Consider the following 19,573-nt stretch of genomic DNA (forward strand, 5'->3'; position numbering starts at 1 on the left):
GTTGAGAGGAAGGTTATCACTCTATTGTTGCTTAAAAGCGAAATTTTAATTGTATATTTGTTTCATAAAGGATAGAGAAATATGAAAGCTTCCGTATCATATACAAAATCAACAAAAGGCAGCAATTCAATTAATAGTTCTGCTGTGAAAGCTAAAGCTACAAGGCTCGGTTGGAAACCTGTGGAAGTTTCGGGTACAATTGACTTGCATAAAGAATTGTCCAAGAAGGACGATATAAAAACATACACTCCTGCAAAAGAAAAATTGCACCACGTTTAATCTCAAATTCAATCATCATTGCAATTTGAAGGATATCAACCACACTTAAAATTTAAGAAGTATAACAAAAAGCATAGCCGATGGCTTTTCAGTTATACTTTCGATTCTCTGCGAAACGGCTCTACCTACGTAATTGAAGCATTCTACTATGAAAAATAGAATTGTTCATCATAAAGTTTTACGATAAAAATCATTCGGGCAAAAACAAATATGCCGTACTTACGAATCAAGGCGATGTGCGCAATATTTTGATGACCAATTTTAATTTGTTGCAAATATTGCTATCTGAATATCCTACAGCATCGTTTTGTTTTATGGGCGAAAGAAGATATTATAAAGACAAAGAACATGGACAATTGCTTGTTGAAGATGCTGAAAATAATATACGATACAGGGTATATAAATTGTTTGTTCAACAAGAAGAAATTCAAAATTATCTCAATGCTCATTTTATCCAAAAATATAAAGACAGCATTAGTGGTTATTTATTTTTAAACAGGAATAATAGACTTTGCACATCGCTTTCATTATATGAGGATAATATCAGAGATATGCTGGGGAGAGAGTTTCCTGAAATAAGATTTTTGGATTAAAATTACGCCATGGTGCGCGTCCGCACGCATCATCCACAAATGCAGGTTGATAAAATTGAAGATAAGAGCGTTTGGGCTTTACAGGGAAATAATTGATACAAAATGAAATGGCTGTCTAATCTTGAATTGCGTGGTTTTGTTGAGTAAATAATTGAATTGAGGAGTTTTTGTTGAGAAGAAAAAGTTTTATTTTTGGTAATTGAATAATGATTAATTTGTAGGTAAGTGGCTGTAAGTTCGATTGAAAAATATGCTAAACAGTATTTGGAACGAGAGATAAGAGCTATTGAAAATAGCGCTCGTGTTGCAGAATTTCCACATTTAACGATTTATGAAAAAGCATTTATTTACAAGTATTCCGAAGATGGATATGAAAGTGTAAATGAAACATTAAGAGTGTCCAAAGGAAAAATTAATACAGACTTCGGAAAGTTGTTAAATTCGATATTGAATAAACTCGCCAACTTTGAAGATTTGGTGTACAGAAGCGTAAATTTGACAAATACTGAAACAAACAGATATATTTCTGCATTTGAGAATGATACAATCATAAAAGAACATGCTTTTGTATCAACAAGTAAAGTGAGATTAAATGCAATGGCGTACGGAGGAAATACCCTTTTTGTGATATTTTCAAAAAGCGGGAAAGAAATTGAGAAGATTGCTAAATTTGGTATATTTGGCGCATCAAATGAAAACGAAGTCTTGTTTAAGCCAAACAGAAATTTCAGAGTTTTGGATATTGAGCAAAAAGAAAATCATTTATTAATCACAATGGAGGAAGTGTGATATGACAACGGCAGCTATTAGAAGATTTAGTAAAGAGAATATAATCGAAGAAGATGAATTTGACAATGCTATGTCAAATGTATTCCATGCAATTTCGATTAATAGAACTTATAAAAGTGAAGTTCATATCGAAAAGAAAGATGAGCTGTTAGTAGATTTGACTCAACTATTAAAAAAATACCTGACATTACAATTAGGTATCTCCAAAAAGGATAAACTGGATTTTATCAAACTTATTGATAAAATGAATTTACAAAGAGAATTATTGGAATTGCAAAGAAACGAGTTGAATATTTCCCAAATACGAATAGCAGGCAAAAGACTTGGGAAGAAAGCCCAATCAGCTTTTTCATCGGCAGAATAAAATAATTAAAGTACCTTTGTTACATCTTATTCCTGTTGGTCCCTGAAGTAATTCAAACTATCTGGTTTCGTTTTTATAAACCATACCTTTTTATGCTATTCTGCAAATTAACATTTTAATTTTGTATAAATGCAAGCAGAAAAAAAACATACTATTCGTAAAAATTCCAAAGTACAAAAAGTGGTACAGAAAGAAGAGGTAATTTATTTTACCAAAAGTGAAATCCCTGTCGGTAAGTCTTTGTTTGCCGATAAATTAAAAAAGGTAAATGAAATGCTCGAAAATGCTATACTGATGAAGCATTAATACAATATCGCTTAGTTTTTAAAATGAATATATTATGCTCTCAATTATGAGGGCATTTTTATTTTATATGAAAGAATATATTTAGATTTGAATAATCAAAGTAAAGGTTTGTAAGAAAGGATTGCGGGCTTCACTGCTTGGAATAATCAATAATAAAACAATTTCTGGAGATGCGCGTTTTGGATATTTTTGATTTAAGGAGTTGCGGATATTATGCTATTTGAGGTAAGATATGCGCAATGGATATGAATGGAGATCGGTATATTTGGGAGTTGGCTGTAATTTTAAGAGACCGCGTATTGAAAAGAATTTTTGACATAACATTTTCATTTATTGCATTACTGATTTTCGCAATTCCGACAATCATCATTTCTCTTTTGCTGACATTTAAAGAACGACACTCTGTTTTGTTCAAACAAGACAGAATAGGAAAAGACAAACAACCTTTTCAAATCTTGAAATTTCAAACTATGGTAAATGAAGTTCCAACAAAGACAGGACAACTATTGCGAAAAACAGGACTTGACGAATTACCACAATTCATAAATGTCTTGAAAGGCGATATGAGTATTGTTGGACCAAGAGCATTGACAAATTACGACATTGACAGGCTTGCTTGGAATGACAACTATCATAACGTAAGGTGGAAATCAAAACCAGGCATTACCGGTTTTGCTCAAATTTACTTCATATAACAATCGACCTCCGCGGGAGACGGCTATTCCAGGAAAGGTTCGACCTGTTCGGGTGTAAGCCCCATATACTCGCAAAATTCAAAAACGGATACGAGCGCGTGCGGCTTTTTACGGTTGCGCTTTCTCAGCTGCCTCAACAACCGGCGGCTATAGCTGCTGCTTCTGCCTGTAATGGCACAAACATCGGCGGCATAAATAAAAATACGCTTGGGCATGTTAATCGTTTTCATGTGTTTATTTTTATTGTTTTTTAATTGCCAGATGGAATGCCCCAAAATAATCATCGCTTCGGGTATCCTCGCTCTTCGACATTTGCAATGTCGAAGCTGTATCGGCGAATTTGCAATTCTCACATAAGATTCACTATAAATGCACAAATAATAGTTCGCGATTGCAAATCCCGAACAGCAACTTTCCTCGCTCTTCGACCCTCGCTCTTCGACATTTGCAATGTCGAAGCTGTATTCGGCGAATTTGCAATTCTCACATAAGATTCACTATAAATGCACAAATAATAGTTCGCGATTGCAAATCCCGAACAGCAACTTTCCTCGCTCTTCGACCCTCGCTCTTCGACATTTGCAATGTCGAAGCTATATCGGCGAATTTGCAATTCTCACATAAGATTCACTATAAATGCACAAATAATAGTTCGCGATTGCAAATCCCGAACAGCAACTTTCCTCGCTCTTCGACCCTCGCTCTTCGACATTTGCAATGTCGAAGCTGTATTCGGCGAATTTGCAATTCTCACATAAGATTCACTATAAATGCACAAATAATAGTTCGCGATTGTAAATCCCGAACAGCAACTTTCCTCGCTCTTCGACATTTGCAATGTCGAAGCTGTATTCGGCGAATTTGCAATTCTCACATAAAATTCACTATAAATACACAGATAATAGTTCGCGATTGCAAATCCCGAACAGCAACTTTCCTCGCTCTTCGCCTCGCTCTTCGACATTTGCAATGTCGAAGCTGTATCGGCGAATTTGCAATTCTCACATAAGATTCACTATAAATGCACAAATAATAGTTCGCGATTGTAAATCCCGAACAGCAACTTTCCTCGCTCTTCGCCTCGCTCTTCGACATTTGCAATGTCGAAGCTGTATTCGGCGAATTTGCAATTCTCACATAAGATTCACTATAAATGCACAAATAATAGTTCGCGATTGTAAATCCCGAACAGCAACTTTCCTCAATTACTCCGCTTCGCTACATTTGACTCCGTCGATCTTCGATTCATCGCTTTGGGTATGTAAAATACTGATGGGCATTTCATCGGTCTGTTTTTATTGTTTTCCAATGGTCAACGCCCGTCCGAACCATATACCCTGGCAGGCAGAATTCTTACGGTTTATTTCACGACAAGGTGTATTACTGCATAAAGGTGCAACAGTAAAACATATATTTTTTCGTCTAAATGAACGTTTTTTATGCTAAAAAAGGGTGGAGAGACACAATTTTCGTCTAAACAGACCAAAAAACGAATAGGAAGATGTTGCTATATTTGTCACTCATTTTTTATTTTAAAACAGATTCGCCATGAGAAAGTACATGAATCTCCTACCGGCTGCCATCGCTTTGCTACTTCAAACCGGTCTTACAGGCTGCACCGCAGGTCCGGCAAAGCCGGCTTCTTCCGGAATAAGCGACACGATACATTACGGGGGCTCCCCTATCGGTACGGCGCAAGCCAACCGAATGATATCGGCTTACCTTGCCAACGCCGCTAACGGCGCTACTCATTCGCTGTTTATAGACGCAGATACGCTGCGGCATTACCTGAACAACAAGAATATCCGGGCGTTAAAATTTTTTCTTGCACGCCCTGTCGATGAACAAAGCCGCCGGGCAACAGCAGACAGCAACCGGCTCACATTAGTGATTGCCGGGATTGACGCCGATGAGCACTATGTTTTAACCGGCAACGGCGATGTGTATAACGAAGTATCCCCCTGCCCGACGGAATGTCCTCCGGGCGACGCCGGCAGCGACCTGCTGCCCTGACTTCGAACGGTCCGCCCACCCGGAATGGGCGGACAACAGGTTTCAGTATGAGCTACCAAATGAGGACATACAGCACACTTATCTCCATAAGCGCTGCTTTTTTGTGCAGCGCATTCAAATACCGGAGAGGCGACAAGGCATGGTTGTTCTTAGCCCTTTACACGGGCTGGAGCTTCACAGCCGAATGCATCGCAACCTTATGCGCCTATCATTACGGTAATAACCTGAGGGCTTATTCCTATACGGAACCGGTAAACCTATTGCTTGCATCACTGTATTTCAATTACAAAAACCGACAATTACGTCGCTTTTACGCCGGCTATCTTGCCGGCTTTGCCGGCGTGTGCATACAAGCAGCCTGCCTTCCGTACAGCACCGGCATCAACAGCATTTTTACACAATATGAATGTGTGGCGCTTACGGCATTCAGCCTTTATCACTGCTACTCGGTTTGCGCCGGACGGCGGCGTCCCGCCTACCCTGAGAAACAGGCATTCATTATCTCATTATTGTTCTTATTATTTTTTTCGGGAAGCTTTTTCATACGTGCAAGCGTAGCTTTCTTTTCGGACAGCGCTACGGACCGGCAAATAGTCCACCGCCTGTATGCACTCGTCTATTACCTTGCCCTTATTTTTTATACCGGCATCGCCATAACGCTTATTTTTCCAAGACCTGCACCTAAAAACCTATACCATGCATAACCATTTCCAAATTTTTACCTTTGTTATTTCCGGCTCCCTGATGCTTATACTGTTTACAGCGGCATTTACCAGCTTTGTATTTCTCTTCCGGCGACGGGCAACCCAACACCGGGAAGCACTTTACCGGTCAAACATCCACTGGGAACAGGTATTACTACAAACCCGGAATGAAGTCCAGGAACAAGCGCTCCAATTTGTATCTATGGAAATGCACGACAATATCGGGCAGGTGCTCTGTATGGTGCACATGATGCTGAAAGACGCTCTCCGAAAACAACCATCCGGCGGAATACCGGAAGCGCTTATTGCGCAGTCTGCCGAACTGCTCAATCAAAGCATTGAAGACATCCGGAAACTCAGTTATATATTCAGCGGAAAAATGGTGGAAGACACCAGCATCACAAATGCGCTGGAGACGGAGCTGTCCTATATTCAATCGCTTTACAAAATACCCTGCCGGTTTGTACATTCAATCGACAAGTCCATATCTCTACCGGCGTCTAACCGGACATTACTACTCTTCCGCATTGCCCAGGAGGCATTGCAAAACGCCGTGAAACATTCACAGGCGACCGGGATTCAATGTACGCTGAACATGGACAGTCGCCGGCTGCAACTGAGCATCGAAGACAATGGCAGGGGCATGAATGTCTGCCGGACCGCCAAAGGCATGGGGCTGAAAAACATGAGGGAAAGGGCAATGTTGCTGAACGGGACGTTTGACATTATATCGGCGCCGGGACAGGGATGCCGCGTTGTGGTTTGTATAGAGAATACCGGCGCCTGATAAGTTAGGAATTATGAACTGACCGGGATTATACGTTAATAGAAAAATGAAATAGATTTTATATACGACCCCTTCAGGGTCGAACAATTTTGTCATCAAATTTCTATTAAAATATCACCCCCTTCGGAGTGAAAACCAGCCTTCCGGATGCTCGTGGGGAGCGCGGAACAGGCGGGGAAGCGGGAATTAATTGATAATTAATAATTGAACGGAAGGAAAGAGGCTTTGTATTTATTGTTGAATTGCGGCATTGCTTTATTGCTGTTTGAGGTTTTTAACGGGAAGGCAAGGTCCGAATCCGAGGCTGTTTTTCTAAAAGAGATGCAGGATGATTAAAACAGTCGTGTTCTTTTTTCAAGGAGTTTTATATGTTTTCTTTTCTCTTGACAGAAAAGAAACAAAAGGTCAAGGCTGTATGGAATGGACTAAAAACAAATTCATTCGCCTAAAATCAAATAAACGCGCTTCGCTTGAACGGAATTTGATTTTTACGGCTCATTTCATTTGTTTTACTCACGAAATTTAGAATGTCTTTTTGTGTTCGTGAATCTTCGATTTCTTAACGTTCATTTCCATAAGGCCGGAAAAGCGGAGCCGCGGCAGAGCGGGTTGTTTTTGTTTCATTACTGGTTCGCGATTGCAAATCACGAACAGCGGGACAGCGGGGAACCGGGAATTAATTGATAATTAATAATTGACCGGAAAGAAAGAGGCTTTGTATTTATTGTTGAATTGCGGCATTGCTTTATTGCTGTTTGAGGTTTTTAACGGGAAGATGCAAACAAGCTGTCTCACAGGGGAGGATAAGAGCCGCGGCAGTAAGGAAGTTTTATTTTACTCATAAAAATAACATATATGGAAACTATCATCAATGTAGGCATTGCCGATGACCATCCGCTGGTTATCCGGGGATTGCAACAGATATTGTCAGATGCTGACGTGTTCCGCATTACGGTAACGGCATCCAACGGGAAGAATTTCATTGAGCAACTAAGGAGTGTATCCCGCTTGTCGATGCCCGATATAGCCATTATAGACATTAATATGCCCGTCATGGACGGTTACGCAACCACACGGCGCCTTTGCGAGCTCTATCCCGATATGAAAGTTGTCGCACTATCCATGTACAATAATGACTATACCACCCTGAAGATGCTGCAAAGCGGTGCACGCGGATTTGTGAACAAGAATGCCGGTCCCGAAGAACTAATGGCTGTGCTCCACAGTATCGCAGAACACGGCTGCTTCTACCCGGCTGCCTGCCATCCGTCGCAAAACCGCAACAAAAAGGTTAAACTGACGGATAAAGAAATACAGTTTCTCCGTTATTGCTGCAAGGAGATGAACTATGTAGAAATTGCGGCGGCAATGTACCTGAGCGCCAATACCATTTATTCTTACCGGGACATCCTGTATAAGAAACTGAATGTAAAAACCAGAACGGGGCTCGCCGTATATGCACTGCAATCGGGGCTGGCACTGCCGTCTGCTTAGACAAGCGGCAGCGAACTGCCGGGCTATTGCCGGTTACAAATTTTATTATATACCACGATGCAGGAGTATCTTTACAAGAGCCGACCTATACAGCGAACTGCCGTACCACCGATGCTGCCGGGGGCTGTTTCCTTTACGGCTGCCGCTGCTTTCAACTACCCAAACGGGCAATGCGAGCAACAGTACTACCCGGGCGATTACCTGTGCGCCGGCATAGACAGCTTTCGCAGCCGGGCATTTACGGAACTGCAACTAAGAAGCGACACCGACCTGCTCTTGTTTTTTTATGTAACAGAAGGCAGCCTTCAAATCAGCCTTCCCAAACAGCCGGCTGTAACACTGCAGCCCAGGCAACACATGCCCCTACTCTTATCTATGACCCCGTTAAAACTACGCCTTGCACCCGGAAAGCTGCTGCTTTTTTATGCAGGCATGCCCGCTGTCTATGCAAAACAACTGCTGCCCGGATTAGACAATTATTGCGGGAAAAGCTACACGATTACCCCTGCCATCAAAAAACAACTGCACCGCCTGTGCAACAGCCGTCTAAGGGGCGAACGGTTACGGATTTTTCTTATTTCCGGGATGCTGGAACTTACAGGACTATACCTTGCCGGACTTACCGAAACACAAGATTCCGACCGGGCGACCCGGTACCGCTTATCCATGGTAAAACAATATATCAACGACCACCTGGCTGAGTCGCTGCCCCTGCCCCACCTTGCGCGCTTATATGCACAGAACGCGGCAAAGCTCAGGCGTGATTTTCTGGAACATGAACACATACCCCTCCACCAATATATCAGCCAACAAAGACTGCGGCTTGCCGGCGCGCTTCTCGATACTACCCGCGAACCGGTACAATCCATTGCCTGGATGTGCGGGTTCGGCGACGTATCGGCGTTTTTCAAAGCGTTTAAAAAAGCCTATGACTGCACTCCCCTTGCCTACCGCCGGCGCCGCGGCAATTGATTTGCCGGTACTCCTGAATTTTTAACCTATTGATTTTCAATGTGAGACATTGGCAAATGGATGTTCCGGGCGATTTTTCGTGAAATTTTTGCCGGTCGAAAAAAAATCAAATTTGCCACTACCTGCCGAAAATACGCTTATAGCTTTGTACACGGAGATTAATTGATAATTAATAATTAGTAATTAATAATTAATAATTGACCAGAGCGAAAAAAAGGTAAAAATGATATCCTTTTTCCTTTCTTTTTTCAAGGGGTTTTATATGTTTTCTTTTCTCTTGACAGAAAAGAAATAAAAGGTCAAGCCTGTATGGAATAAACTAAAAACAAATTCATTCGCCTAAAATCAAATAAACGCGCTTCGCTTGAACGGAATTTGATTTTTACGGCTCATTTCATTTGTTTTTTTAACGTTCATTCCATAAGGCCGGGAACGTAGCCACAGCAGAGCGGATTGTTTTTGTTTCAACTGTGATGGTGTTTACGGGTTCGGGATTGCAAATCACGAACAGCGGGAGCAGGGAGGAGCTATAGCAGGGCGAAAAAATTGTGAATGACAAAATTAAATAACAGGTCATGCGAAAGATAAATATTATGAATATCATCATCAGAATGCTTATTACCCTTTGGGCATACGCGGCGCTTAGCAAGCTGACGGCTTATGGCGTATTTCTTACAGCATTGAGAAAACAGCCGTTTCCGGAATGGTCAATCGTACCGATATCCATGGTATTGCCTTTTACAGAGATTGTAACAGCAGCGATGCTGTTATATAGTACAACTGTACGGAAGGGCTTGATGCTGTCTTGTATATTGATGTTCTTGTTTACGTTGTATATCATCCTTGCTATGGCACGAGTATTCGGGCATATTCCCTGCCCTTGTGCAGGCGTTATCGGACTGATGCCCTGGGGAGTACATCTTGTGTTTAATATTGTGTTTATGACCTGCAGCTTCACAGGGTTGTACCTGCATGGGCGGGTTCGCGGTTGCAAATCGTGAACAGCAGGTTCGGGATTGCAAATCCCGAACAGCGGAGGGAACAGCAGGCACATCACGACCAACTGCTTATTTATGGTTCGTGTCCCCACGAACCACGGCATCTGATGCTGAAACAACTTCAGCATGACGAGCAAAGTGTTTAAAATATTATTCGCGAATAAACAGGCAAACGACCTAACGCCTGACAAGAAGCAGGTCTTATTGTTTAACCGCCGTTGCGACACTTAAAATCGAGTGCATGGCATTTTTTGTTCACTTTTAAATTTTATAAACATGACACAGTTAAAGAAAATCGCCCCTTTTGCTGCGATGGCAATGGGCGTAGTGCTGGCATTTACCACCAGCGCTTTTAAGCAGGCACATCATCCAAAAGGTGTGGATGATACATACACATTTGAATATGCACCTCCCGGTGGAACAGATTATTCCGCCGATGCCGTTCAGGATTTAGCGAACTGGCATTATAACGCAGCGCCTGCACCGTGTTTAGGCAACACTAAAGCGTGCAGCATTGAATTGCCGGGCGGCATGGGTTATGTGGATGGCGAGGGAACAACAAATCCTACTCTGGATTCCACTTTCAACATTACCGCTTCGGAAGCGGACGGAGTAGCTAAGGTTACTTCTACTTCAGCCGATGAAGACGGAGCCGTTATTTCCAATCAGGCAAATTAAAACAATAATCCGGTTATTGTTTTAGAGCGAGGGTGCCTTAATTTTTAGGCACCCTCTTTTATCCTAATGCACCGAGGATTACAATGTAATCTATCCTCGAAATCAACTTACATCCCTTTTCAGCCTCTTCTAATTTTGCGGCATTTTTGTAATATCAATCAAGCTTTGTGGAAGCGGCAACGCATAATAGTCAGCATTGGGCTGTAACGTGTAGGTCTGCCCATTTTCCACTCTTTGTAAAATTATATTCCTACTTTCCTTATTCAGCCTTTTAATATCCATCCATCTCATACCACGCATGACCAGCTCTTTTTTTCTCGCGTCCAAAATGGTATCAAGCAATGCACCGGGAGTTATACCTGCGGCAAGTGTATAAGTGCCTGCTGCATATCTTTTGCTCATAAGTGCAGTTACATCGTCTGTTGCTTTTTCTTTTTGCCCTATCCTAACAAAACATTCTGCTCGTGTAAGGTACATTTCATCGGTAGCAATACCTGAGAAAAAATAAACACTACCCCCATAACTTCCCTTAAATGAATAATACCCGTCCGAAGATTTGGAATAATACGCCAGCTTCCTTAAATCATTTTCTTCGTAAGATTGATACAATATAGTATCCATTCTTGCGTGAATAGCAGTATGATATAAATCGCTGTAACAAAGATTCATTTCCGTATAAAATACGGTTTCCTTATTAAACTGTGTAAAAGGATAGCTTGCGGATATGCTTCCATTAAGGTCTTCATTAGAATTATAGTCCATTAACTGATTGTTTAACTGTAAACAAGAATCGGCATACAGCAGTGCATCCTTATAATCTCTCATGGATAAATAACAACGAGCTAAAAGCCCGTAAGCAGCACCTTTAGAGGGACGGAAAACGTGTTGCGGGTAATCCGGCAGAAGCGGTATCGCCGCTTTTGCATCGGCAATTACCTGTTCATAACATTGCCGGTTAGAAGCCCTTACTGAAGGTATATTAAAATCGGAAGTCAGCCGTAACGCAATCCCCAAATCTTTGTCGGCTGTTGTGCTGTCGTAAGCCTTTGCATAATCCCACAGCAGCCACAAGAAATTGTAGCTGCGAAAAAACAAAGCTGAACCTTTAACATTATTCCATGCATCGCTGTTTGATGAAGTTTTAGCGATGTCCTTTAATAAGTCCAAAGCCAGGTTTGCATTATATACCGGCTGATAACCGTATGCCCAGTCATTATTTATCCCATCTACCGGATAGAATGACCAAATGTATTCATTGAGATCGATGGCGCTTACCGATGACAGAGCGTTATAATCCGATTGTTTCAGGAAGTATTCATCAGATGATGCTTCTCCAAATGAGGACGTCCGTTGCTGGTTCATAATTGTTGCATCGTCAAGCAGGGCTTGTGCATCAACAAGCGTTGCCGGTACAACGAGCTTGCTGTTCGGTTTTTTGTCCAGAAATTTTTTACAGGAAAATAAAAAGCACGCTATCAACGGCAGGATAGCATATAAGACGAAGGTATTGTTTTTAAATAATCGTTTCATTGCATATTTTTTTTGTATTAAAAATTTGTTCTTAACCCTACCGTATACACTTTGGGATTCGGTGCACCGCCAATAGCATCCGGGTCGATATGGTCTTTGTTTGCCCGCCATAGAATACCGAGATTAGCAGCATTGACATACAGATTGATGTTCCTGAATGGTAGTCGTGGATTATGTAGTGCAAAGGAATAAGACAGGTTCACAAACTGTAACCGAATGTGGTCGGCTTTAATTACATTAACTTCCGAGCCTGTATAAAAAGCTTCACGGTTAGAATTGAGCGGATATACAAAAGAAGGTACATTAGTTTTATGCTCATCGCCCGGCTGCTGCCAGCGCTTGTTGTAATCTATGTTCGCAATTCCATTATTAACAAGTGCTGTATAGGATATTGAAGGCTTGAACAAATAATAGTGAAATTTGTAAATGATATTGAACGACAGTTCAAATCCCTTAAAAGCAAAAGTGTTCATGATTGAACCGAAATAATCCGGGCTTGCAGAGCCGATATATTTATAACTGCCCCTGTTGAGCGTATCCTGTAAGGTTGAATGTATTATTGCTGTATAATCTTCACTTAGCGTATCGTCCAGATAACCGCGTGGATTGCCTTGTGCGTCCAGACCACCCCATTTGTATGCCGCGATACCGTATAAGGGCTTGCCGATGATGGGCTGAATAATGTTGCCATGCCCAATAAATTTGGCAATATTGGTGGCAGCATTCCCGTAATATTCAGTGGTTATAGCCCTGTTATAATTAAACAGAAAGTCTGTTGACCATTTGAGCTTCCTATCGAGATTTTCGGAATGTAACACCACATCTACCCCCTGACCTTTCATGTCTGCAACGTTTGCCGTAATCGTTTCGTTTAATCCCCACGCCGTATAATCGTACGGCGTTTGCGCATAGAGGTTTGTACCTCTTTTACGGTAATATTCCAAAGAGCCCCTAACGATATTTTTTGCCGATGCAAAATCAACTCTGAAATTGGTTTGATAGGAACGTTCCCAACTCAAATCGGGATTGTTGATGGAACTTATTTTTTCGATAACAAATCCCGTTTGCTTATTTACGCCTGTTCCACCAATGGGCAGCGCCGTTTTCGACAAATCTACATTGCCGCTTACGCCGTAGGTAGCCGAGAATCTGAGGTAAGGCAGCCAATTGCTGCGATAAAATTTTTCTTTGGAAATTTCCCAGCCCAAACCCGCAGACCAAAGCGGCTTCCACCTGTCATTGGTATTGGCACCGAAAACATTTGCGCCGTCCCGGCGCACGCTGCCCGATAAAATATACCGGTCTTTGTATGTATAAGAAGCATTGGAAAAAAACGACACAAAGCGGTTATCCGTTTCCGGTAGCAGGGATGCCCCGCTCGGCAAATGGGAATTAGCGCCTGTGATAAAATTGGGATAGGTGCCGGAAAAATCAAGCGAGGATGTAAATGTGGTAGGGTCTGCGTTATAGTTATAAAACGTTTCCCCGCTGGCATCCTGCGTCCACTCGTTGCGGACTTCCATACCTGCAATGGCATTGATGCGGTGTTTGCCGTTGAATGTCCTGTCAAAGCTCAACTGCCCGCGAAAGTTATACGCGTATAGCGATGCATAGCTTTTACTTAGTATGCCGCCCAGCGGAATGATATATTTGACCACGCCGGTTGCCCTGTTTAACTGGCTGTATGTGTTGATAAGATCCCGGGTATAATAACTTGCGGTATCCGCAACAGAATTTGACATAGTATTTTGCCTTTGATACTGATACAGCAGTGATACGTTTAAGCCCTTGACGATGTGGTAATCCAAACCGATGTGCGCCGTCAATTCTTCTACATTGGTCTTGGAAACATTGTGCTTGTAATCATCCAACGGATAATAATTCCAATCCAATAATTTGCCTGCGCCTGCCGTGTCGATATAATTGGTATTATACCTGTAGGGAACAGCTATAGATTCGCCATTGGGTCCCGCAATATTCAAGTACGGGACATAGAGATTGCCATTGAGCGTAGTAACATTGCTGTATGACGGAAGCCCGTCTTTACTCGTGGTATAGGTATAATACACGCCTGCGTTAATGCTCATATTTTTTATGGGACGATAGGTATTCTCAAAACGCAGGTTCATACGGTTGTATTCGTTTTTCTGATTGCCGATGCTTTTATCATAGTCGCCGGAGACCAGCCATGCAATATTATTGCTGCCGCCACGCAGGTTGAGTGCATACTGTTGTGTTACTCCTTCGCGTTCGTAGTACTTCATGTATTGGGAACGGTTGTCGTTTTGCTTCATGGCATTAATTTGTGCTGCCGAATCTTCTGCGGAAATCAAGCCGTTCTGTTTCTCCTGAAATACCAATACGGCAGGCGGAATGGCAGGCTGCCCTTTGTTGGTAAGCAAGCTGTTGTAAAAACCCTGATTGTACAGGAACTGTTCCATGTCGATGTAATCCGAAGATGAAATCTGCGGCCGGTAAAATAAATCCGGCTTGCCCGTAAAAGTAATATTGCTGTTAAAGTCAATCTTTGTCTTTTGGTTGAAATTCCCTTTCTTAGTCGTAATGACAATCACACCGTTGCCCGCTCTTGCGCCCCATATACTTGTTGCTGCCGCATCTTTGAGTACCGTAACACTTTCCACATCATTGGGATTGATGGTAGAAATATCCCCGCTGAAAATAAAATTGTCCACGACAATCAACGGGTCGAGCGGACCGTTAATGGTACTCAACCCTCGAATGGTAATGCCTGTGCCGTTTTGCGGGTTGGGATTGCTTTTGCCTACATTGACTAATAAACTACTGGTAACGCCGTTGAGCCTGCTTAAAATATCCAGGCTTGATTGTTGGTTCAGCGTTTTGTTGTCGATGACTACATAAGAACCGTTGACTTCATTGGGTTTCAGCTTTTGGTAACCCGTATTAATGGCTACATCTTCCAACTGCGACGAGTCTTCCACCAGTACGATGTTTAAAAATACCGATGCATCGGTTATTTTAATTTTTTTCGTTTGGTATCCAACGTAAGAAATGGTCAATGTTTCAGGAAGTTGAGGAATTGCTATCTGAAAGCCTTCGCTGCTGCTTATGGCGGTGTTTTTGCCGTCGGCTCTTTGGATGGTGGCGCCGATAATAGCGGCTCCGTTTTTACCGGTTACTTTTCCTTTGATGATACTATTTTGTGCATACGAATATTGTAGGCATAACATGGTAAGAATGACAGTTATAAATTTCTGTTTCATGGGCAATTATTTTTTGTTTTGTATTTGAGTGAATAAGTTGGTTTGTTTTTGGGTTGGCTCTTTAAACCCGAATGCATCAGAAGGCGCGCGTTCGTCCTTGAGATGCTGCTCATTCTTTTGAATGGACAGCAGCATATTTTTAATAACCTCTGCATTGATGAAATTGTCGAGCGTTTGCGCCAGCAGGCTGCCGTCGGGTGCAAGCCACGCATAGTGCGGCACGTAGTAATGCCAGAACAATTTCCGCAACAGGTGGTCTTCTGTTACAATGGGCGGGGAAAATCCCGAATGATGCTTTTGTTTCCATTGTTGTATGAAAGCAAGGGTCTTATTTAAGCTGTCCGATGTAACGAGGATAAACTGTACATTCTTACCGAAAGCCTTTTGCAGCGAATCTTCCAACGGAAACATGGCGATGCATGAACCGCAGTGTATGCCCCAGAAGTCGAGGATAATTAATTTATGCCCGAAGGAGGATAATGCAGCAGAACTATTTTTATAGTTGATGATGTGGTGCAGCGTAATATCCGGTACGCGCTCGCCTGTGTAAAATGGGCGATTGCTTTGCGCAATGGCGCTTAGGTACAGGCACAGGAATGCCGGTACGAGTAGTATCGTTTTCATTTTTTGTAATGATTTAATTTTTTTCCTGACGCAAAAGAGACAAAAGTTCAAGGCTATTATATCCTTTTTCCTTTCTTTTCTCTTGACAGAAAAGAAACAAAAGGTCAAGGCTGTATGAAAAAAGCTAAAAATGATTTGCTCGCCTAAAAACGGATAAACTCGCTACGCTCAAACATATCCGTTTTTTACGGCTGCGCTGCATCATTTTCTTAACGCCTTTTTCATAAGGCCGGGAACGAAGCGGCTGCGTGCATACATTCTTTGCTTTTTTTCTAAGGCCATTGGTTGAATACCTTTTGCTTTTGATGAAATATTTTGACTGAAATACAAGAACGGCGGGCTTTGCAGGCAATGCGTTGAAAGTACATGAATTGAAAAACGATTGCCTGCGCTACCCGCCAAAAGTTATATGGGATTTTTTGGCTTGCAGGCGAATAATATTTTTATGGAGACACACATTGACAAGCATTCGATGCCATGCAGCAGGGCTGCCTGCACATGGCTTAGTACAAAAAGCTTATGTTTTATATATAGCAAATACAACATCCAAGGTTTTGGATGAGCCTTTGGTAAGTGAGCAAACGCAACAAGCAACTACACCGCAACAGAAAGGCGTGAGACTCAACTTACTGACTTGAGGCCCTGAGAAGCCCGACAACAATAAGAGAGTACCCACGCCCGGGACGTGAGCATCTTCACTTATTATCTTGTCGTCGTTGAAATTCTCAGGTTTCAAGTCAAGACTCTAAGCGATATGCTTCAATATTTTTTACATGAAGATGTCGCAAAACTAAATTGATTTTCCTTTTTATAAAAAATCAATTTTTACAAAAGTAATATTATTTTTTAATAATAGATAATAATTTCATCCTTTTTAGATAATTATTTGATACATTATATTAGGATTGCCATAAATCATTATTGGAACTTTGTTTAATGGCAGTTATAATAGGAGAAAAGATAAAACAATTTGCAGAAGATAAGGGGTTAACTCAAAAGCAATTCGGCGCTTTAATAAATCGTCACGAGAAAACTGTCGCAAATATTTATAAAAGAAAAACAATTGATACAGAACTTTTATTGTCGATTTGTAAAGCGACTAATCATGACTTTTTTAACTATTACTATCAAATAGAGCCATTAAAGACTTTTAGAAAAAATGAATTGGCTGAATTAAAAAAAGAAATAGAAGTATTAAAGAATCAACTGGCTCAAAAAGAAAACCAAGTTTCTGCACAAGCTGAAAATATTAGAAATCAAAATGATGCAATAAGACTATTAAAAGAAAAAGAAAAATTTCTTTCCAATAAGAAGAAATAATATAGAAACAAATCAATCGTGTTGAATATTAAAATCCTGAATTTGCTCTCGAAAGAGGGCTTTTTTTATTGAGAGGAAAAAATATTTTCATATTCTTAAATGTTCCCTACTCAAGATGCTTTGTTGTTAAAAAATTATTTGAGTTAATTTTAAGTATCTCATTAATATTTAATTGTCTCCAAAATTCAACAAGATGCGGGCTTAGGGAATTATTATTGAATTTTTTATCTATATCATTTAAGAAATTAAAGTAAAAACTTATTCCTCGCAAACCAACATCTATCGGGTCATTTCCATTATTTAGTATTTTGCCCAAGTAAAATTTTGGAGGATTGTAATATATACCAATGTCTTGTATGGCATTTAATTTGAGTTTAGCCTTAAATAAAGGTACAATCAATTCTTTGTCTTTCTCTACCGGAGAGTTGTAAAACACACATTTTGTATAGATGACAGTTTTTTCATCAATTATTGTTTCAGTTAATGGTAAATGTATATTATGTTCGACATAGTTTCTGGAATGATACAAATAGCTTAGGAGTTCGTCTTCTTTTCTTTTTTTAGTATAAATTCCTTGATAAGGTTGAAATTTATTCCGGATATCTTTGAAGCCAATTTCAGTTTTCTTCCAACATAATTCCAAATGAATAAGAAAGTCATCCCAATCCGGATAACTTCCTGGGTATGTTACATCACTTTTTGAAAAATCTTTTAATTTTTTAGCAGCTATCTTTAATTCTTCAAAACCTCGAGAGATATTAGGCATAAAGCAATTATTTCTCCAAACCTACGGAATTATCAGAAAATTATTAATTTGCAACTAATATAGTCCTTATATGAAAAATATATATTTATTTGTTGTAGTAATATTAATACTTTCTTCTTGCCATAAAAATGGGAATATTACACCGCCTCCCCCAAATGAAGAAGATACGACCTTATATAAAGTAACTACCATTGCAGATTTGCCGGGTACTGCAACAGGATTGGCTATTGATAGTGCTGGCAATATATTTTGCACATGTAAAAGCGCAATATATAAAATTACCGGATCGACTGTAACGCTTTATGCGGGATCGCCCACCGATACAGGATATATTAACGGGGACAGGCTTTCTGCCAAATTCGTGGATCCGGTTGGAGTAACTATTGATAAAAATGGGAACTTGTATGTTATTGACGCCTTAAATTGGGTAGGCTATGAAGTTATAAGAAAGATAGATGTAAAAGGTATGGTTTCCACGGTTGTATATACACCTAATCTGTATCATGAATATGATGAGTATAATGATACTTTATTGGCTCGTAATGACACGAGTGGCTTATTATATCAAATAAACGATGCGCAAGTTGTCGGCAATCAATTATTTATTTACACTCTCCATAACAATAGATACCTTGGGTACGCATATATGCCTATCCAAAATAATTTAGCAATATGCAATATTGATGACAGTTTTCGAATGGTAAAATCATTTGAATTTGATACCTATAATACAGCAAGGGGATTTCGAGTTTCTCAAGATAACAATTATGTGTATTTGTCTAACGCGTATGGAATATATTCGCTTAATATGTTAACAGGTTCGATTAATCCCACAAATATTTATGATAACAATTTTGTGGATTTTGAATTAGGTGAGGGCGATACTGTTATTTATAAACCACGAATTGATTACTGTACAATAGATAGGATGTCGATCGCCACGGGGCAGACCTCTACAATTGCTGGACAGAAAGATACGTTGCCATTATATATTTCTCATTTATCAAAAGATGGCGTTGGGTTGGATGCTTCATTTAATCATATATGCTACATTAAAAAGAAAGGCAAATATTTATATATTTCCGAAACTGATGAAGGCGTCGGGACGTCATTCAAGATTAGAAAAATGAGAATACCCTAAGAGTCCCAAAAGGTCAGCTTCTTTTTTATGCTGCAACTTTTAAGTTGGGCGTAAGTAACCGGATTTTGCGGGGTTGGGTTTTATTTTATGGAGATCGGTAGAAGCACAAATTACACACTGTAATCAATACAATGTACTAATTTTTAGTCAAATGAGCAACTCTTTTTATAATGCACTACGAGTTTATTATATAAAATTATTTTGAAGAATTGATATTTGGCGAAACGGAGTTCGGCGCAGCCAATTCCATCTGACCATTAAAAACAATTAAAAAATAA

22 protein-coding genes are annotated in these 19,573 nt (G+C 40.5%); 17 read left to right on the forward strand and 5 right to left on the reverse strand.

The genetic code is table 11. From position 1 onward, the window contains the following. The first annotated feature begins 81 nt into the window (after positions 1 to 81). From A9P82_RS05765 to A9P82_RS05785, 6 genes are all read left to right on the forward strand, one after another. A complete protein-coding gene (locus A9P82_RS05765; RefSeq protein WP_066205252.1) occupies positions 82 to 279 on the forward strand; it encodes a hypothetical protein in 198 nt (65 codons plus the stop codon). Between the two features lie 161 nt (positions 280 to 440). Further along, a complete protein-coding gene (locus A9P82_RS05770; protein WP_066205255.1) occupies positions 441 to 872 on the forward strand; it encodes a hypothetical protein in 432 nt (143 codons plus the stop codon). 264 nt (positions 873 to 1,136) lie between these two features. Continuing rightward, positions 1,137 to 1,661 carry an ADP-ribosyltransferase gene (locus tag A9P82_RS05775; protein ID WP_231891210.1) on the forward strand — a complete coding sequence of 175 codons (525 nt, stop codon included), beginning with the start codon at positions 1,137 to 1,139 and terminating at the stop codon, positions 1,659 to 1,661. A gap of 1 nt (position 1,662) precedes the next feature. Then, on the forward strand, positions 1,663 to 2,025 hold the full coding sequence (locus A9P82_RS05780; RefSeq protein WP_066205261.1) for a hypothetical protein: 363 nt from the start codon (positions 1,663 to 1,665) through the stop codon (positions 2,023 to 2,025). A gap of 129 nt (positions 2,026 to 2,154) precedes the next feature. Next, complete coding sequence (locus A9P82_RS15380) at positions 2,155 to 2,331, forward strand: hypothetical protein (protein ID WP_156522610.1); 177 nt, start codon at positions 2,155 to 2,157, stop codon at positions 2,329 to 2,331. A 239-nt stretch (positions 2,332 to 2,570) separates the two neighbouring features. After that, on the forward strand, positions 2,571 to 3,026 hold the full coding sequence (locus A9P82_RS05785; protein WP_066205264.1) for a sugar transferase: 456 nt from the start codon (positions 2,571 to 2,573) through the stop codon (positions 3,024 to 3,026). A 23-nt stretch (positions 3,027 to 3,049) separates the two neighbouring features. Here A9P82_RS05785 and A9P82_RS05790 read toward each other — a convergent pair whose 3' ends face one another. Further along, on the reverse strand, positions 3,050 to 3,256 hold the full coding sequence (locus tag A9P82_RS05790) for a hypothetical protein (protein WP_066209643.1): 207 nt from the start codon (positions 3,254 to 3,256) through the stop codon (positions 3,050 to 3,052). A 1,318-nt stretch (positions 3,257 to 4,574) separates the two neighbouring features. Here A9P82_RS05790 and A9P82_RS05800 point away from each other — a divergent pair. The 8 genes from A9P82_RS05800 (at position 4,575) to A9P82_RS05835 (ending at position 10,672) form a co-directional block, all read left to right on the forward strand. Next, positions 4,575 to 5,039 carry a hypothetical protein gene (locus A9P82_RS05800; protein ID WP_156522611.1) on the forward strand — a complete coding sequence of 155 codons (465 nt, stop codon included), beginning with the start codon at positions 4,575 to 4,577 and terminating at the stop codon, positions 5,037 to 5,039. A 47-nt stretch (positions 5,040 to 5,086) separates the two neighbouring features. Then, positions 5,087 to 5,743, forward strand: a complete 657-nt coding sequence (locus tag A9P82_RS05805) for a hypothetical protein (protein WP_066205274.1) — start codon at positions 5,087 to 5,089, stop codon at positions 5,741 to 5,743. Continuing rightward, positions 5,736 to 6,530 carry a sensor histidine kinase gene (locus tag A9P82_RS05810; protein ID WP_082915250.1) on the forward strand — a complete coding sequence of 265 codons (795 nt, stop codon included), beginning with the start codon at positions 5,736 to 5,738 and terminating at the stop codon, positions 6,528 to 6,530. Before A9P82_RS05805 ends, A9P82_RS05810 begins: the two co-directional genes overlap by 8 nt. Before the next feature lie 855 nt (positions 6,531 to 7,385). Further along, positions 7,386 to 8,024: a response regulator transcription factor gene (locus tag A9P82_RS05820; RefSeq protein WP_066205282.1), complete on the forward strand. Its 639-nt coding sequence runs from the start codon at positions 7,386 to 7,388 to the stop codon at positions 8,022 to 8,024. Between the two features lie 57 nt (positions 8,025 to 8,081). Further along, positions 8,082 to 8,996 (forward strand): helix-turn-helix domain-containing protein, encoded by a 915-nt coding sequence (locus tag A9P82_RS05825; RefSeq protein ID WP_082915251.1) that lies wholly within the window; start codon positions 8,082 to 8,084, stop codon positions 8,994 to 8,996. A 611-nt stretch (positions 8,997 to 9,607) separates the two neighbouring features. After that, complete coding sequence (locus A9P82_RS15845; protein ID WP_369815750.1) at positions 9,608 to 9,997, forward strand: MauE/DoxX family redox-associated membrane protein; 390 nt, start codon at positions 9,608 to 9,610, stop codon at positions 9,995 to 9,997. Then, complete coding sequence (locus A9P82_RS15850) at positions 9,994 to 10,140, forward strand: hypothetical protein (RefSeq protein ID WP_156522612.1); 147 nt, start codon at positions 9,994 to 9,996, stop codon at positions 10,138 to 10,140. The genes A9P82_RS15845 and A9P82_RS15850 overlap by 4 nt, the downstream gene beginning before the upstream one ends. Before the next feature lie 130 nt (positions 10,141 to 10,270). Beyond that, on the forward strand, positions 10,271 to 10,672 hold the full coding sequence (locus A9P82_RS05835) for a hypothetical protein (RefSeq protein ID WP_066205288.1): 402 nt from the start codon (positions 10,271 to 10,273) through the stop codon (positions 10,670 to 10,672). Between the two features lie 129 nt (positions 10,673 to 10,801). Here A9P82_RS05835 and A9P82_RS05840 read toward each other — a convergent pair whose 3' ends face one another. Genes A9P82_RS05840 through A9P82_RS05850 form a run of 3 tightly spaced genes read right to left on the reverse strand, consistent with a single transcriptional unit; the run spans position 10,802 to position 16,068 of the window. Then, complete coding sequence (locus A9P82_RS05840; RefSeq protein ID WP_066205291.1) at positions 10,802 to 12,202, reverse strand: RagB/SusD family nutrient uptake outer membrane protein; 1,401 nt, start codon at positions 12,200 to 12,202, stop codon at positions 10,802 to 10,804. A 17-nt stretch (positions 12,203 to 12,219) separates the two neighbouring features. Beyond that, positions 12,220 to 15,444 (reverse strand): SusC/RagA family TonB-linked outer membrane protein, encoded by a 3,225-nt coding sequence (locus tag A9P82_RS05845; RefSeq protein WP_066205294.1) that lies wholly within the window; start codon positions 15,442 to 15,444, stop codon positions 12,220 to 12,222. A gap of 6 nt (positions 15,445 to 15,450) precedes the next feature. Continuing rightward, a complete protein-coding gene (locus A9P82_RS05850) occupies positions 15,451 to 16,068 on the reverse strand; it encodes a TlpA family protein disulfide reductase (protein WP_066205297.1) in 618 nt (205 codons plus the stop codon). Between the two features lie 371 nt (positions 16,069 to 16,439). Here A9P82_RS05850 and A9P82_RS05860 point away from each other — a divergent pair, with 371 nt between their 5' ends. Together A9P82_RS05860 and A9P82_RS05865 are read left to right on the forward strand one after the other, a co-directional pair. Next, on the forward strand, positions 16,440 to 16,706 hold the full coding sequence (locus A9P82_RS05860; protein ID WP_156522613.1) for a hypothetical protein: 267 nt from the start codon (positions 16,440 to 16,442) through the stop codon (positions 16,704 to 16,706). Positions 16,707 to 17,004: 298 nt separating this feature from the next. Next, positions 17,005 to 17,388 (forward strand): helix-turn-helix domain-containing protein, encoded by a 384-nt coding sequence (locus A9P82_RS05865; RefSeq protein ID WP_066205305.1) that lies wholly within the window; start codon positions 17,005 to 17,007, stop codon positions 17,386 to 17,388. A gap of 106 nt (positions 17,389 to 17,494) precedes the next feature. On the opposite strand, the gene A9P82_RS05870 is transcribed toward A9P82_RS05865, so the two are convergent. Then, positions 17,495 to 18,154: a hypothetical protein gene (locus tag A9P82_RS05870; protein ID WP_066205307.1), complete on the reverse strand. Its 660-nt coding sequence runs from the start codon at positions 18,152 to 18,154 to the stop codon at positions 17,495 to 17,497. A 70-nt stretch (positions 18,155 to 18,224) separates the two neighbouring features. Between A9P82_RS05870 and A9P82_RS05875 the strand changes: the two genes are divergently transcribed. Beyond that, positions 18,225 to 19,295, forward strand: a complete 1,071-nt coding sequence (locus A9P82_RS05875; protein ID WP_066205311.1) for an NHL repeat-containing protein — start codon at positions 18,225 to 18,227, stop codon at positions 19,293 to 19,295. The last annotated feature ends 278 nt before the right edge of the window (positions 19,296 to 19,573 follow it).

The sequence above is a fragment of the Arachidicoccus sp. BS20 genome (genome assembly GCF_001659705.1).
GTDB lineage: Bacteria > Bacteroidota > Bacteroidia > Chitinophagales > Chitinophagaceae > Arachidicoccus.